This is a genomic window from Peptoniphilus asaccharolyticus DSM 20463, assembly GCF_900176115.1.
Taxonomy (GTDB): domain Bacteria; phylum Bacillota; class Clostridia; order Tissierellales; family Peptoniphilaceae; genus Peptoniphilus; species Peptoniphilus asaccharolyticus.
The window spans coordinates 15120-31384 of sequence record NZ_FWWR01000013.1; the positions used below are offsets into that span (position 1 = coordinate 15120).

Annotated in this window: 16 protein-coding genes and 1 pseudogene; 11 read left to right on the forward strand and 6 right to left on the reverse strand. The window is 32.9% G+C overall.

The features are described 5' to 3' along the window. Nucleotides 1-113: 113 nt before the first annotated feature. The 6 genes from B8869_RS09520 to B8869_RS09545 all read left to right on the forward strand — a co-directional run bounded on the left by B8869_RS09520 (nt 114) and on the right by B8869_RS09545 (nt 6641). Entirely contained in the window at nt 114-2357 is a 2244-nt protein-coding gene (locus tag B8869_RS09520; RefSeq protein WP_084231391.1) for a heavy metal translocating P-type ATPase, read from the forward strand. Nucleotides 2358-2359: 2 nt separating this feature from the next. After that, nucleotides 2360-2566: a heavy-metal-associated domain-containing protein gene (locus tag B8869_RS12140; RefSeq protein ID WP_084231392.1), complete on the forward strand. Its 207-nt coding sequence runs from the start codon at nt 2360-2362 to the stop codon at nt 2564-2566. Between the two features lie 990 nt (nt 2567-3556). Continuing rightward, nucleotides 3557-4309, forward strand: coding sequence for an acyl-CoA dehydratase activase (locus B8869_RS09530; protein ID WP_084231393.1), 753 nt, complete (start codon nt 3557-3559; stop codon nt 4307-4309). Further along, entirely contained in the window at nt 4306-5076 is a 771-nt protein-coding gene (locus tag B8869_RS09535; RefSeq protein WP_084231394.1) for a hypothetical protein, read from the forward strand. Before B8869_RS09530 ends, B8869_RS09535 begins: the two co-directional genes overlap by 4 nt. A 12-nt stretch (nt 5077-5088) precedes the next feature. Then, nucleotides 5089-6363, forward strand: coding sequence for a double-cubane-cluster-containing anaerobic reductase (locus tag B8869_RS09540; protein WP_084231395.1), 1275 nt, complete (start codon nt 5089-5091; stop codon nt 6361-6363). A 14-nt stretch (nt 6364-6377) separates the two neighbouring features. Then, on the forward strand, nt 6378-6641 hold the full coding sequence (locus B8869_RS09545) for a DUF3343 domain-containing protein (protein WP_084231396.1): 264 nt from the start codon (nt 6378-6380) through the stop codon (nt 6639-6641). A 32-nt stretch (nt 6642-6673) separates the two neighbouring features. Here B8869_RS09545 and B8869_RS09550 read toward each other — a convergent pair whose 3' ends face one another. The 3 genes from B8869_RS09550 to B8869_RS09560 form a co-directional block, all read right to left on the reverse strand. Beyond that, a complete protein-coding gene (locus B8869_RS09550; RefSeq protein WP_084231397.1) occupies nt 6674-7309 on the reverse strand; it encodes an outer membrane protein assembly factor BamD in 636 nt (211 codons plus the stop codon). Between the two features lie 7 nt (nt 7310-7316). After that, nucleotides 7317-7901: a dsRNA-binding motif domain-containing protein gene (locus B8869_RS09555; protein ID WP_084231398.1), complete on the reverse strand. Its 585-nt coding sequence runs from the start codon at nt 7899-7901 to the stop codon at nt 7317-7319. A gap of 70 nt (nt 7902-7971) precedes the next feature. Then, nucleotides 7972-8550 carry a hypothetical protein gene (locus B8869_RS09560; protein WP_084231399.1) on the reverse strand — a complete coding sequence of 193 codons (579 nt, stop codon included), beginning with the start codon at nt 8548-8550 and terminating at the stop codon, nt 7972-7974. A gap of 153 nt (nt 8551-8703) precedes the next feature. Between B8869_RS09560 and B8869_RS09565 the strand changes: the two genes are divergently transcribed. The 4 genes and pseudogenes from B8869_RS09565 to B8869_RS09580 all read left to right on the forward strand — a co-directional run. Continuing rightward, nucleotides 8704-9570 carry a YitT family protein gene (locus B8869_RS09565; RefSeq protein WP_234989833.1) on the forward strand — a complete coding sequence of 289 codons (867 nt, stop codon included), beginning with the start codon at nt 8704-8706 and terminating at the stop codon, nt 9568-9570. 112 nt (nt 9571-9682) lie between these two features. Next, entirely contained in the window at nt 9683-10117 is a 435-nt protein-coding gene (locus B8869_RS09570; RefSeq protein WP_084231401.1) for a universal stress protein, read from the forward strand. 120 nt (nt 10118-10237) lie between these two features. Beyond that, nucleotides 10238-12208, forward strand: coding sequence for a methionine--tRNA ligase (gene metG / locus B8869_RS09575; RefSeq protein WP_084231402.1), 1971 nt, complete (start codon nt 10238-10240; stop codon nt 12206-12208). 5 nt (nt 12209-12213) lie between these two features. After that, nucleotides 12214-12627 (forward strand): annotated as a pseudogene (locus B8869_RS09580) (TatD family hydrolase); the annotation flags it as partial. A gap of 27 nt (nt 12628-12654) precedes the next feature. Here the strand turns inward: B8869_RS09580 and B8869_RS09585 are convergent. From B8869_RS09585 to B8869_RS09595, 3 genes are all read right to left on the reverse strand, one after another. Continuing rightward, a complete protein-coding gene (locus B8869_RS09585) occupies nt 12655-13641 on the reverse strand; it encodes an IS30 family transposase (RefSeq protein WP_084229742.1) in 987 nt (328 codons plus the stop codon). Between the two features lie 144 nt (nt 13642-13785). Beyond that, nucleotides 13786-15087 carry a sodium-dependent transporter gene (locus tag B8869_RS09590; protein ID WP_084231403.1) on the reverse strand — a complete coding sequence of 434 codons (1302 nt, stop codon included), beginning with the start codon at nt 15085-15087 and terminating at the stop codon, nt 13786-13788. Nucleotides 15088-15417: 330 nt separating this feature from the next. After that, complete coding sequence (locus B8869_RS09595; protein WP_084231404.1) at nt 15418-15636, reverse strand: hypothetical protein; 219 nt, start codon at nt 15634-15636, stop codon at nt 15418-15420. 106 nt (nt 15637-15742) lie between these two features. Here B8869_RS09595 and B8869_RS09600 point away from each other — a divergent pair. After that, the coding region (locus B8869_RS09600; RefSeq protein WP_084231405.1) for a helix-turn-helix domain-containing protein at nt 15743-16265 on the forward strand (523 nt) is incomplete at its 3' end.

A 16265-nucleotide genomic window follows, 5' to 3' on the forward strand; every position in this document is an offset into this window, starting at 1 on the left:
TGACCTCCATAGTATCTTTTAAGATAGTATGATACTAAATTGTACATTCTTGTTCATTAGAAACTATAGCTATATAATAAATTTAAAGTAGAAAGGTGTCAAGGGAGGTAGAGATGAAACAGAAATTTGATGTCACTGGCATGAGTTGTGCTGCGTGTTCTACAAGATTAGAGAAGAAGGTTTCAAAAATACAAGGCGTAGAAAATGTGAGTGTAAATCTTTTGGCCAATTCTATGGTGGTAGAACACACAGATGATATAACGGATAAAGACATAATAAAAGTGGTTGAAGATACAGGATTTGGGGCGACAGTTAAGGGTGAGAATGTTAAAAAGGAAACAGTTAAGCCAAATGACGAATTGAAAGAGATGAAAAATAGATTGATTACTTCTCTATTTTTTACAATTCCACTATTCTATATAGCCATGGGAGATATGTGGGGCTTACCAATGCCTGAATTTTTAATTGGAACTGAAAATGCAATAGCCTATGCATTTACACAATTTTTATTTGTTTTGCCAATAGTATTTATAAACAGAAAATATTTTATAAACGGATTTAAAAATTTATACAGACTTTCACCAAATATGGATTCACTGATTGCGGTGGGAGCCGGAGCGGCGATTGTATATGGAGTCTATTCTATTTATAAGATTGGATTCACACTCGGTAATGGAAATATGCAAACTGCTCACCATTTTATGATGCATTTATATTTTGAATCTGCGGGCATGATACTCACACTAATAACTCTTGGTAAATTTTTTGAGACGAGAGCTAAGGATAGAACATCCGAGGCAATTACAAAACTTATGAATTTAGCGCCTAAAACAGCTCTTATAAATAGAAATGGAGTTGAAGGAGAAGTATTGGTCGAAGATATAGTAGTCGGAGATATAGTAATTATAAAAAATGGAAATGCAATCCCTGTTGATGGAGTTGTAATAGAAGGGTATGGAGTAGTAGACGAGTCTGCACTTACAGGAGAGAGTATACCCGTTACCAAAGAAGTTGGAGATAGTGTAACCGCAGGGACACTTAACAACTCCGGATTCTTTAAGATGGAAACAAAACGTGTCGGAGAGGACACCACACTTGCTAAAATAATCAGATTGGTTGAAGATGCCACAACGTCTAAAGCACCAATAGCGAAGTTAGCAGATAAAATCAGCGGAGTATTTGTGCCAGTTGTAATAAGTATTGCGATACTTGCGACAATAGTTTGGACAATTCTAACAAAGGATTTTGAGTTTGCACTTGGAATAGGAATATCCGTCTTGGTAATCTCTTGTCCATGTGCTCTCGGGCTTGCAACTCCAACTGCAATTATGGTTGGTACGGGTAAAGGTGCCGAAAATGGAATTTTAATAAAATCAGCAGAAGCTTTAGAAATTTTACATTCAGTTAATACAGTAGTATTTGATAAAACGGGAACAATCACAGAGGGCAAACCTAAGGTTACAGATATAATACCTTGTGGAGTGAGTGAAGATGAACTGATAAAGATAGCGGCGACTATTGAAAATTTATCATCACATCCATTGGCAGAAGCAATTGTAAACAGCGCAAGAGAAAAGAATATAACAATTGAAGAAGCTAGTGAGTATGAGTTGTTGCCGGGCAAAGGGATGTCTGCTGTGTATAGAGATCAAAAAATATATGCAGGGAACTCTAAGTTAATGAGTGAATTGGGGTTTGAAATAGAAAGAGAAAACTTTGCAGAACAAGGCAAGACACCACTATATTTTTCTAAAGATAATAAGATTATTGGAACAATAGCTGTGGCTGATACGATAAAAGAAGATTCAAAGACAGCCATTAGAAACCTAAATCAAATGGGAATAGAGACGGTTATGATAACCGGAGACAACCATAGAACAGCAGAAGCCATAGCTAAACAAGTTGGAATTCATAAAGTTGTGGCAGAAGTGTTACCAGAAGATAAGGAAAAGGAAGTTAGAAAGCTTCAAGAAAGTGGCCAGGTGGCTATGGTTGGGGATGGAATAAATGACGCACCGGCTCTGGCAAGAGCAGATGTTGGCATGGCAATAGGAGCGGGAACGGAAGTTGCGATAGAGTCGGCGGATGTAGTGCTCATGAAGAGCAACTTACTAGATGTAGTCTCTGCAATAGGACTCAGCAAAGCTGTCATGGTCAATATAAAAGAAAATTTATTTTGGGCATTTATCTACAATGCTATAGGAGTTCCAATAGCAGCGGGATTATTCTATAATAAATTTGGATTACTTTTAAATCCTATGATAGGAGCAGCTGCTATGAGTTTTAGTTCAGTTTCAGTGGTAAGTAATGCGCTTAGATTAAAATTTTTCACACCAAAGTGGAAGAGAGGAGAATAAGTATGGAAAAGAAAATTAAAATTGAAGGTATGATGTGCGGACATTGTAAGGCGGCAGTTGAAAAAGCACTTGAAGGGATTGAAGAAGTGAAGAAATTTACTGTAGACCTTGAAGATAAAAGTGCGACAGTAGAAGTTGAAAGCAATATAGATGAAAAATTAAAAGAGATAATTGAAGAAGAAGGATACACAGTAGTAGGTATCGAATAGTGAAGAAATAGTCATCATTTATGGTGGCTATTATTTTTTATCTAAGTGCAGAATTGACGTTTTATTGTAATTTGATTATAATTGTATTATAATAATTTAAGTTTAATTTTCATTTTATAGTTAGTTACGTGAGGTGGCTTATGTATAAAAAAATAATATCTATGACAACCGCAATTTTAATGTGTACTCAGTTGTTTTTACCTACATTAACTTTTGCGAAAACTACTAATACAGACAAATAGAAAATGAGAATATTTAAAATAAGGAGAATTATTTTGATTAAACATAATTTAATATGGTTTGTTTTAGGGGTGATAGTTTATTTTCTATTGAAATTTACTATACAATCGTTGTTTTAATTTGAAATTCTAAACTTAAATGATTGAACTAAATTGTAATATAAAATTGAATTATATTATATTACATAAATCATAAAATTACATCACAAAATATTTTATAGGTTTACATTTGTAAATAATGTGAGACCAAGACAATAAAATATTATGGTTTTTAATCTATTAATGGGAGATAGTTTGCATTAATAGATTTTTTTGAGCCCACAAATCTAAAATTTGTATAGGGAGTTTATTAGACTTATATAAATATCTTTCTCTTTATTAGACTAATCAATAATTGTATAGTATAGATAAAACTTATCCGGTATGAATTCACACATAAAAATTTTTATTAAAATACTTTACATAGAGTTCATATTTTTCAGCAAGATATTTTTAATAGCCTTTAAATATAGTATATTTTCTTAAAACAAGATAAAGAATAATAATTTATATGAATGATAACAAAGTGAAATAACATTTCTAAAATATGGGAACAGTATAGTTTTAAGTCTTAACGCAATCATTAAGTACAAAATTAACGTTTGACAAAGGTAGATAAAAAGGATAATCTCTATATAATAGGAATAAGAATTTAGTATTAATAAATACATTTTACTTTAAAAAAATTATTATTTTTTAGGTGAGGGATGTTGTGAAGTATGTAGGAATAGATATTGGCTCAACAGCCAGCAAAGTTGTGATTTTTGATGAAGATAAAAAAACTATTTTAAACAAAAGAGTAATGTCAAGCGGATGGAACAGCAAGGAAACGGCCGAGGATATAAGAACTTGGTTGGAGAGCTTGGAGTATGCTTTAGAGGATTTGAGCATTGTGGCAACAGGATATGGGCGTGTGAGCGTACCTTATGCTGACAAGGTTATAACGGAGATAACTTGCCACGGAAAGGGAGCGAGTTATTTATACGGTTCGGATATCGCTGTTATAGACATTGGAGGACAAGACACTAAAGTTATAGTTTTGAAAAATGGACAGGTCGCAGATTTTATTATGAATGATAAATGTTCTGCGGGGACAGGTAAGTTTTTAGAGATTATGGCAAATAGATTGGGATTGAGTTTAAAGGAAATGTTTGAGTTTGCGGAGCTTGGAACACAAGTTAAAATTTCTTCAACTTGCACAGTTTTTGCAGAATCTGAAATTATATCTCTTATGGGTAAGGGAACAGCTAAGGAAGATATAGCAGCCGGAGTTGTAAATTCTATTTGTTCTAAAGTTGTAACTCTTGTGAATAAAAAACAGGGTAGTGATGTCTATTTCTTGACAGGTGGTTTTTGTGAGAGTGAGTATGTCTTGAAAGAACTGTCAAAGAGGCTTGGAGCGAAGGTTGTATCTGATGGGGATGCAAGGTTTGCTGGAGCGATAGGAGCGGCGTTGTTGGCATGAGTGTTTGGAGAAAGAGAAAACTGAAAACTTATGAGGACTTGCCGGAGTTAAGGCGGCAGGCATTTGTAGATTGTATTATGAAAAAATCCACTGAAGAGAGTATTGTAGGAACTTTTGGAAGCAATGTAAACCAACCTTTGATATATGCCTATGGACTGTATCCAGTTCCAATTGAAGGTTTGGATTCTAACATATATGCTTATGGAGATTATATTGGTTGCGATTTAATAAAGAGCTCAATCATATATTTAAAAACTGAAAAATGTCCGCTGTTGTTCTCGTCAAATATGTATGTGGTAGAAGATTTTTGCCCGTACATAATTAAGAGTTTGAGAGAAGAAACACAGAAGCCTGTATATGTATACAATTCTGAAGATGGATTGAGAATGGAGTTGGAAGCTGTATACCACCGAGAGTATTCTAAAGAGAAACATGAGTGGGCAATTGATGAATTCAAAAGAATAGATACAGCTATCGATAAACTGCATAGAAGCAATTTAACGGGCAGAGAAATTTTCTTAGTAGAATTCTTTTCAAGATATCTAATTGATTTGGAAGAAAGAAGAGAATTTTTAGAGGAAACTGTTTCTGAACTGACGGTTGATGAAATTGAAAAGCAAGTAGTGCCCGCACTTTGTGTTGGCGGAATTTTCAGAGCAATCGATAAGTATATGAATACTACACGGTATATATTAACGGAAGATGTAGGAAGTCCAAAGTTTGCGTGTAGGGGTTGTTTTAAAGGGGAAATTAAGTTTAATTATTGAGGAGGAGTAATAATGACTGATAACAAAAAAATGTGGGAAGAACTAGGAATGGACATACAAACTCATGATCTACTTTGTGAGGCACTGCCACAAGCATTTGGGGATGTATATTTAAGTCAAGAGAACAGACCGCAAAAAATGGATTATTTTAATATGGTGGTTGCGGATATACACGGGATTCGTCCAGCTGAATTAATAGAGTTTCAAAAAAATGGTGGAAAGGTTGTGGGAAGTTTTTGTATACACGTTCCAGATGAAGTTGTCTTGGCTGCCGGAGCTATAGCAACAGGACTTTGTAGTGGTTCACAATTCTGGGTGCCTGGTGGAGAGAAAGTTTTGCCAACTGCAACATGCCCTCTTATAAAAGCTTCTCTTGGAGCGAGATTTGACAGGACTTGTCCTTTCTTTAGAATATGCGATTTATTCATTGGAGAGACAACTTGTGATGGCAAGAAGAAGGCTTGGGAAATATTATCCGAAGATGCTCCAATGCACATAATGGACATTCCTCAAATGAAGAGGAAAGAAGATTTTGTAAAATGGGAATATGAAATCAAAAACTATATGGGAGTTTTGGAAGACTTAACAGGAAATACAATCACCGAAGAAACTTTACACGATGCAATTTTAACAGTGAACAATAAGAGAAAGGCACTACAAAGGTTAAATGAGTTTAGAAAACTTGAAAATGTACCTATAAGCGGTAGAGATGCTCTTTTAATACACCAAATTGCATTCTATGACGATCCAAAGAGATTCGCTCAAATGTTAAATACTCTATGTGATGAATTGGACGAAAGAAAGAAAAATAATGTTTCAGTTTATGCTAAGGGCACTAAGAGAATATTGTTGACAGGCACTCCACTTTCAATTCCGAATTGGAAGATGCACCAAATTATAGAAACATCAGGTGGAGCGGTTGTATGTGAAGAAATGTGTACAGGTGTGAGATATTCAGAAGCATTAGTGGATGAAACGAAAGCTGATATGGACAGCATGGTTAAAAATTTAGCGGATAGATATTTGGGACATATCAACTGTGCTTGTTTCACTCCAAACAGAGAAAGAATTGACGACATAATAAGACTTGTCAAAGAATATAATGTTGATGGCATTATTGATTTGAATTTGAAATTCTGCAACATCTATGACACAGAAGGATACTTTGTTGAAAAAGCTATGCAAGAGGCTGGTATACCATGCATAGGAATAGAAACAGATTATACAGATGAAGATGCAGAACAATTAAAGACAAGAATAGGGGCATTTATAGAAATGCTTAACTAATTTTGGAGAGAGTGATGAAAGATTTAAAACACTATGTTTTAATGCCGAATTCAGCTGAAGCTATGAAACTATATCAAAAAATGCAGGAAAGAGGAATACAATCTACTCTTGCGCCAACTCCAAGAGAGGCTGACCACTGCTGTGGAGTGTGTATTTTATATGAAGATGCAGACAGAAAAGAAGATATAAGAAAAATTGCAGAGCTGAATGGATTTAAAATAGATTGTTTGTGGGATATGGAAAATAAAGACAATCCCAATAGAAATAAGTTTTGTTAAAAAGAGCGTATCGGATTTCCGATACGCTTTAGCTATTGTTGTAAAAGTTGTAGATCAAAATTGAATTCAGGAATGGATGATTCAACTTTTAAAGATGGAGCTTGCAGTAGAGTTGGGTCATCTTTTCTAATGAAAAATGGACTTGACAAAGGTGCTTTTCCATCTAATGACGTTATAAGATGTTCTAGCGATGGATTACTAATCGTTCCACCATAGCTGCCTGATTGCAAAGTACACCTTAAATCTACAATTGAAAATTCATTAGTTTTAAAGTTAAAGAAAGCTTCTCTTAAATCACCTTTGAAAGTCAAATACAAGTCTTGTTGTAAATTAGGTTGCATAGAGAGAGTCTGTTCAAGAGCTTCTTTCATATCTTTGCTGTCGGGAAATTGTGAGTAATATTTTTTTATTGCAACTTCGTCGACAGGAGTAAAGGTAAGCATAGCTTTGAACAACTCGTTTTCTCCAGTGAAAATGTGAGTCGGTTCATTTTCATTGATTAGGACACTTGTATAATCTTTAGAATTTCTAACTTGGTCTATTAAATTTTTGTACTCTTCCGAACTTTGAATACCTTTTGTAAAGACAAAGTCGGGAGTTTTGTTTTCAGCTACTTTACTACAGCCAGTTAGTAAGCAAATTGCCAATAATAAAACTATTTTTTTCATAGAAAACCTACTTAACACGATTTAATGTAATTTCAAAATTGAAGTCTTTATTATTCTTAGATTTTGAAATTAGCTGCATATTGTCTTGTTCTTCAAAAGTAGGAGCTGTTCCCTTTTCAAAATCAAAATCTTCAATTCGATCGTAAGATGAGAAGATTGGGTAGTTTCCATCCAAGGCACTCACAAGTCTAGGTCCATTTAAGGTTCCTGTGAATCCAAAATAGTTGGCAACTAAGTTCAAATCAACAGAGCCTGATAAATCTAAATTACTCTGTGCTAAGTCGCCTTTGTAAGTAAGATAACAATCTACTTGAAGGTCTTTTATAGTCAATTTGTTGGAGTTTTCACTAGCTTCTGAATTCTGTTCTATTATACTTTGGTCTATTGGTTTTACTGTGAATGTTGCTTTAAAATTTTCGTTTTCACCCTCGTATGTATAGTACGGCTCATAATCATTTCTGATAATGTATTGAGAATAAGTTTGATAATCCGGGTGCTCTCTTAGAGAAGTTACCACATCTTTTGTATCTTTTTTCTCTGTGCAAGCCGTCAAACAAAGGAGTAAAGTTAAGATAATAAATAATTTTTTCATAGTTTACCTCCTAAAAAAAGCTCTGCACAGCTTGTCTTGAACAAGTTGCAAAACAGAGCTAATTATAAATTTAGTTTGCTTTTAGTTCCATATCAAAATTAAATTCTGGCATTGTTGCAGATGAAGAATTGATTGTTATAACTGATTCCTCATTTATGTTTGCAGAAACATCTTCAGGAATTAGGCTATCTTTTACAAGCGGTTCATGGCCGTTTAGAGTCTTAACCAAGGTATCTTTGTCTAATTGTGAAGTTGCTGCATCAAACACATTAGGTAGAGAAATTTTAAACGATATATCGCTAATATCCGGGATTTCTCCTAAAGAGTCTCCTGTGTAAGTTAAATAAACTGATATTCTATAGACAGGGTTTGTTTCCATAATTTTTTGTAGTTCATCTGAGCTAGTGCCTGCATTTTCATCAGCTAATGATTTTAAATATTCTTCTGTAACAGGTTTTATCACGGCTCTTGCTTCGAAATTTTCATTTTGTCCGGAGTATGAATATAGGACTTCTTCTTCATTATCTACTTTATCAGTTGTCATAGTGTTTTGATTTTCTGGAGTTGTATTGTTAATTTCTTTAGGTTCATTTTTTGCACAAGCGCTCAACAGCAGCATTGCGATAAGTAATAAGCTTAATTTTTTCATAAGAATACCTCCTAATTTATCTTATTAGTATTATACCACACAAGTAAAATATAAAACTTTGTATGGTTAAGACACATCAAATAAATTATTAAGAAATTAGAAGGTTTACTATTTTCAAACTTACTTCTATAATCAAGGTAGGAGGGATAGATTTTGAAACTTGATATTAAAAAAGAAGTATTTATAAAAAAACTTTTGTCGATTTTAATTGGAGATTTTGTCTGTGCAGTAGCTCTTGTGTTATTGCTAAAGCCAAATCAATTAATATCTGGTGGGGTGACAGGTTTGGCTGTGCTCTTAGATTTGTTTGTGCCAATACCTTTGGGTTGGATTCTATTCTTGTTAAATCTTCCTTTGATGATACTGGGACTTATATTTTTAGATAAAAAATTTATGTTTTTTACAACAATATCAATCTTCTTGATATCATTTTATGTTGGATTTTTAGATTCTATAATGTCAGGTGGAGTTGCGCTTACAAATGATACATTATTAGCTTGTATATTTGGAGGAGTTCTAAATGGAATAGGCATGGGAATTACATTTAGAAATGGCTGTTCAACAGGAGGATTTGATATCATTGGAGCTATCATAAAGAAAAAATATAATATTTCTGTAGGAAATGTATTAATGGTAATAAATTTCTTTATAATAATGTCATCATCATTTGTATATTCTTTAGACAAAGCACTTTACACTCTAATAGCATTGTTTATAGCATACAGTGTTATGGACAAGATTCACTTGGGAGTTGGCAAGCAAAAGCAAATATTCATCATAAGTGCACACGACGAAGAAATAGTGCAAGCTATTTACGATAGAATGAAGAGAGGTATGACCTATATTCATGGCGAAGGAGCATACAGCCACAACAAGTTTAAGATTATATATATGATTTGTACGGCGGCTGAAGTTGTGACTGTGAAAGATGTTATAAACAAAGTAGACAAAGGTGCATTTATGGCAGTTAGTGATACATCCGAAATACAAGGTCATGGATTTAGACATATAGAGATTTAGATTTAACTAAAAATAAAAAATCAAATATAGACATAGTTAAATCATTATTCACGTTTCAGTTTTAATCTGTTAAAATAGGGTAAATAATAATTGAAATAAAGGGGGAGTTCATATGAGGATTTTAGTACCAATAGATGGTTCAAAGATATCTAAGAAATCGGTTTATGTAGCAAAGGATATAGGTAAAAAGTATGATGCTGATTTAGTTGTACTTACGGTAATTCCAGAGACGAGTATATTTGAACAGTACCCTACAAATTTCCCATATACTTTGGAGATAGAAAGAGCTAACACAGATAGAGCAGAACTTGTTTTGTCTGATGTAGAAAATGAGCTTTCTGATTATCCTAAGAAGATTGAAACTTTTTACACAAGTGGCAATCCAGCGCAACAAATTACAAAATTTGCAGAGGAACATGATATAGATTTAATAGTGATGGGGAATAGAGGTCTTGGAGCTTTTTCAAGAACAGTTCTTGGCTCTGTTTCTAACAAAGTAATAAATAGTTCGAAAGTTTCCGTTTTAGTAGTAAAAGGAGACATATAAGAAGGGGGTGAAAGCTCCCTTTTAAAATGCCCGCAAAGTTGAAAATATAAGCTATTTAGCATATAATTTATATTATTATAAAGACGAAAAGTCTTGTTTTTTTGGAACAGGGGGACAAAAATGGAAAAGGAAAAATATTATTTAACCACGCCTATATACTATCCATCAGATAACCTACACATAGGACATACTTATAGTACAGTGGCGGCAGACAGCATAAAAAGATATAAAAAATTACAAGGTTATGATGTGTTCTTCACTACAGGAACAGATGAACACGGACAAAAAATGGAAGAAAAGGCAAAAGAAGCAGGCCTTGAACCAAAAGAATATGTGGACAATATAATTGTATCTATAAAAGCTCTTTGGGAAAAATTAGAGATAGAATACGATTCATTTATAAGATCAACAGATGAACAACACGAAAAGAACGTACAAAAGATATTTAAAGAACTATATGACAAGGGAGAAATCTACAAGTCTGAATACGAAGGATACTACTGTACACCATGTGAGTCATTCTGGACAGAATCTCAATTAGGAGAAGGACACACTTGCCCTGACTGTGGTAGACCTACAAATGTTCAAAAAGAAGAATCATATTTCTTTAGATTGTCAAAATATAAAGATAGACTTTTAAAATATTATGAAGATCACCCTGATTTCATTGAACCTGAATCTAGAAAGAATGAAATGATAAAGAACTTCTTAGAAAATTTGGAAGATTTATCAGTTTCAAGATCTACATTTGATTGGGGAGTAAAAGTTCCTTTTGATGATAAACACGTTGTGTATGTTTGGATAGATGCGCTCTCTTGTTACCTATCTGCAATAGGATATGGAGCAGATGAAGAAAAATTCAATTCATTCTGGCCAGCAAATGTACATTTAGTTGGAAAAGAAATCACAAGATTCCACACAATTATTTGGCCAGCAATCTTAATGGCATTAGATTTACCACTACCTAAAAAAGTTTTTGGACATGGTTGGATATTATTCGACAACGATAAGATGAGTAAATCTAAGGGAAATATAATCTATCCGGAACCAATTATAGACTTATATGGAATAGATGCTCTTAAATATTTCTTGCTTAGAGAATTTAGCTTTGGAGCAGACGGTTCATTTAATAGAGAAAAATTCATAAGAAGACTGAACTCAGACCTTGCAAACGACCTTGGTAATCTAGTATCTCGTACAATCTCAATGATTGAAAAATACAACGATGGCTATATACCAGAAGCAGTTGAGTTTGAAGCAGTTGATGAAGATTTAAAACAAATTGCAATAACAACAGCAGATAAGGTAGACGCAGCTATGGAACACTTCCAATTCTCAGTTGCTCTTGAAGAAATTTGGAACCTTATCAGACGTTCAAATAAATATGTAGATGAAACAACACCATGGATATTGGCAAAAGACGAAGGCAAGAGAAATAGACTTGATACAGTACTTTACAACTTGGCAGAATCACTAAGAGTTGTGTCAGTATTGATTTCGCCATTCCTTTCAAAAACTTCAATCTCAATCAGAAAGTCACTTAAGATAAAAGGTGAAATTTCTTGGGAAGATGCTAAGACTTGGGGACTTTGCGTTGCTGGTGAAAAAGTTAAGAATTTAGGAGTTCTTTTCCCAAGACTTGATGTTGAAAAAGAACTTGAAAGACTTAACACAGCAAACCAAGAGTTGATAGACCAAAGAGCGGCAGAGAAAAAAGCTTGGGCCGGAGAAGTTGAAGAAGAAGCAGAGGAAGTAGCTGGAAAGCCAGAAATAACTCTTGATGACTTTGACAAATTAGAAATCAAAGTAGCTTTAATAGAATCAGTAGAAGACCATCCAAATGCAGATAGACTTTATCTTTTGAATTTAAAATTAGGTGAAGAAAGAAGAGTTATAGTTTCAAATATAAAGAGTAAATTCAGTAAGGAATACCTAACTAGAAAGAAGATACTTGTTATAACTAACTTAAAGCCACATAATTTCAGAGGAGTTCTTTCAGAAGGTATGCTTTTAGCAGCTGAAGATGAAAAAGGAAATATATCTTTAGCTACTATACACGAAGATTTACCGGACGGGAGCGTGATTTGTTAATGGGAATTATAGATTCTCATGCACACCTAGACAGTGAAAGATTTGATTACGATAGAGATATTGTAATCTCAAATCTTGAAGAAAATGGAGTTGAGAGAGTTTATAACATAGGGGCAGATTTAGAATCTTCAATAGCCTCTGTTGAACTCGCATCAATATACGAAAATTTGAGAGCAGTTATTGGGGTACATCCTCATTCTGCTGATGAATATAATGACGAAGTAGAAAATAAGCTAATAGAACTTGCCAAAAATGAAAATGTAAAGGCAATAGGTGAAATAGGATTAGATTATTACTATGACTATTCACCAAGAGATACTCAAAGAGAAGTGTTTATAAGACAAATTGAACTTGCAAATAAGTTGAATTTACCTATAGTAATTCACACAAGAGATGCAGTTCAAGAGACCTTTGATATAGACGAATTGTCAAATCAAATGCAACACCTATGGTAAGAGACCAAAAAGTTCTTCTTTAGGTGTTTTATATTTTATACATTTTCTAGGTCTATTATTCATTAAACTTAAGTTATAATTTAATTCATCAATATTCACTTCTGATAAATCCATACCCTTAGGATAAAACTCCCTCAAAAGTCCGTTACTATTTTCATTTGTACCTTTTTGCCATGCACAATAGGGATCACAAAAATAAGTTTTGCATCCTAATTCTTTTTCTATTTTCTCAAATTCTGAAAATTCTTTACCTCTATCAAAGGTTATTGTTTTTACTAATTCTTTTGGATAATCTTTTAATGCATTTATTATTGCTGGTGTTACGCTTTCCGACTTTCTATTTTCAACTAGGATTGCTATATAATATCTAGATTTTCTTTCTGCTAAAGTTACGAAACAACATCTACTTTTCCTTTTATGATCTAATCTGCCTGATTCCACTGTATCTGCTTCCCAGTGGCCTAATTCTTGCCTTCTGTATATCTCTTTAGGTCTTTTCTTAATTGTTCTACCTTTATCATTGAATTTTCCTCTTTTTTCTGCTGGCCTTTTAAATTTAGCTTTTCTTCTCAAATTTTTCATACTAGTTTTTGGCAGCTTTTTGGCGTGTATCATTCTATATATCGTTGATGTAGATGGTAATTCATGAATCTCATTTGTGTTTCTATTTGATATTTGTTCAGGGGACCAATGTTCGTTAATCTTTACAGTTAAATAATCAATAACATCTTTAGAAAATTTACTTTTTCTATGGCAGTCTTTTCTTCTATCAATATATTTATCATTTGCCTTTATCGGAAAGTACTTAGTGTAACTTCCCCTACTAACTTTTATCTTAGATGAATTTCTTTTAATTTCTCTAGATATTGTACTAGGTGACCTTTTAAGTGCTTGTGCAATTTTCCTTATACTCATTCCTAAATTTAAAAATTGGTAAATACAAGATCTTTCTTCTATGGTAAGATGGTTATAGCTCATAGTTAATCACTCCTTTTAATATGTTTTGTTTGGTCACTTACATATTAACACAGCTGATTAGCTATGAGTTTATTTATGTTGCACTTGTTATGATAAATTATCAATAAAAAAAGGTGGACTTTTAAGTCCACCTTTTTGCTTGTCTTATTTAAAGAAATGAGATAAGAATATAATTAGTATTGCAACCGGAGTTATATACTTTATACTTACTCTCATCCAGTTTTTAACAAATTCATTTTCAATGTTACTAGCTTTAATTACATTTTCAATTCCCCAAACGTATCCGGAGAAGATTGCAATTGCAAGACAACTGAAAACTAAGATATAGTTACTTTCAATAACATCGAACATACCGAAAAGAGCGTCGTTGTTGATTGAAAGATAAGCTATAATCACTATAGGCACAGCACTTATCAAAATAGCTGTGATTCTATTTAGATTATACTTTTCAGTTATAAGACCTATAATCGCTTCATAAACACCAACAGAAGATGTGAACGCAGCTATATAAAATCCAAGATAGAATAGTATGGATAAGAAATATCCACCAGGAACTAAATTAAAAGCATTTGGAAGAGTTAAGAAACTTAAACTAACACCTTCTGTGACTTCTAAATTAGTACCAAAAACCATTGGCAATATCATAAGTCCTGCAAGTATTCCAGCGAAGATTAAAGAAATACAGATAAGAGAAGAACTCTTAAAGATATTTTCCTTTTCATCCTTGATGTAAGAACCGAAAACCATACTTCCAAGCATACCAAGACCAAGAGCGAAGAATGCTTGACCAAGACATGTTAAGACAGAGTCTAAAGTAAATTTAGAAAGATCAGGCAAGAATAAAAATTTAACTCCTTCAACTGCACTGTCAACTCTCAATACAGAAATAATTACAGCCACCATAATCAAGAATAGTATAGGTAAAAGTATTTTGGAAATTCTTTCGATACCTTTTTGTACACCGAATATTAAGACAAAAATATTTAATAATAAATTTAGAATAAAGAATATAAATACTTGAGTCTTGTCTACATTAAATCCATTGAAAAATTCAACAACACCGTCTGGAGTAAGTCCGATATAAGAACCTTGGAAACTTACAATTAGATATTTAAATATCCATGAATAGATAGGAGCAGTATAGCCAAGTATAAGCACGGCAGCTATCAAGTGTAAGTAACCAGCTAAGTAGAACTTAGACTTAGGAGCAATGGTTTTATAAGCATCGATGGCAGTACGTTGAGTGTGAAAGCCTATAGCAACCTCACAAGTCATAAGAGGAATGCCTATAATTAATATTATTGCAATGTACATAAGTATAAAAATAGCGCCTCCATTGGCACCAACGACATAAGGAAATCTCCAAAGCGAACCTATTCCAAGTGCAAGTCCTATTGCAACTAAAATAAAGCCCCAAATGGAACTGAAACCTTCATTTTTTTTCAAATTATCACCTCATTGAAGAGTATAGATTAAATTTAGGAAATAGACAATAAATAAAATGACATTGAGTAAATATTTTTCATTAGAAAGACTTATTGACAGAATTTTAAAGAACCATTATAGTATTTACATAAGATTTTTAAAGAAAATTTTAGAAATAAATTCAACTAAAAATTTACTATCGTAGCTCAGTAGGTAGAGCACTACACTGGTAAAAAGGTAGATAATATAGTGTATATCTGAATTATAATGAATTTGTTGCCAAGTTGTTACTAAGTGAGACTTTATTTTAGAAAAGAGAGTAGATTATTTATCTGCTCTCTTTTAGTTTTCTTACCATTCTTCTCTGTTTCCATCTTCATCAACCGGTATGAAGTCTTGTTCTGATTCAAAGTATCTCATTAGAAATGGTTCAAAAGGTTCTGGTTGTTCGTCTTCATCAAGTTCTTCAAGGTATTTATTGTATTCTTCTTTCGCTTCTCTTTCAATTAGAGCCTTGAATTCTTCTTCTGTTAATGTTACTTCTGTGTTTTTGTTGTAATAGTTTGTCATCTCCTTTTTTGTTTTTGTTTTGTTTTTCTATATATATTAAATATCCAACAGATATATTTTGATATGTACCCTCTTTACTGGACAAACCAGTAAGGAGGGTATTTTTATGAAATATAGTTATGAAATAAAAAAAGAAAGCGTGCAATTGTATAGAGATGGTAAATGGCCTGATACACCTGAAAGGACCAACGAAAAAAACTTTCATGATTCAATTAGAATATGGGTTAGGTTAGAAGAACTTCATGGACCAGAAATTTTAAAACATGGAAATAATATCAATTGGACACCTGATGAGAAATTAGAAATGGTATCTAAAGTGTTAGCTGGAAATTCCATAACATCTATAGCAGTTGAATATGGAATTAATCATGGACAGCTTTATTCATGGGTTAACAAGTATAAAAATTATGGATATAATGGTCTTGTAAATAAAAAGAGAGGTCGTAAATCTAAAAATACAAGTATGAAAAATAAAAATATCTATAAAGCAAAAAAACTTAATGAATCTGAAAGAGAAGAACTAATAAAACTTAGAGCAGAAAATGAATATATAAAAGCAGAAAACGAAATAATAAAAAAAGAGATCGCCTTGAGAGAAGAACGTTACGCTGCGCAACTCAAGGCGAAAA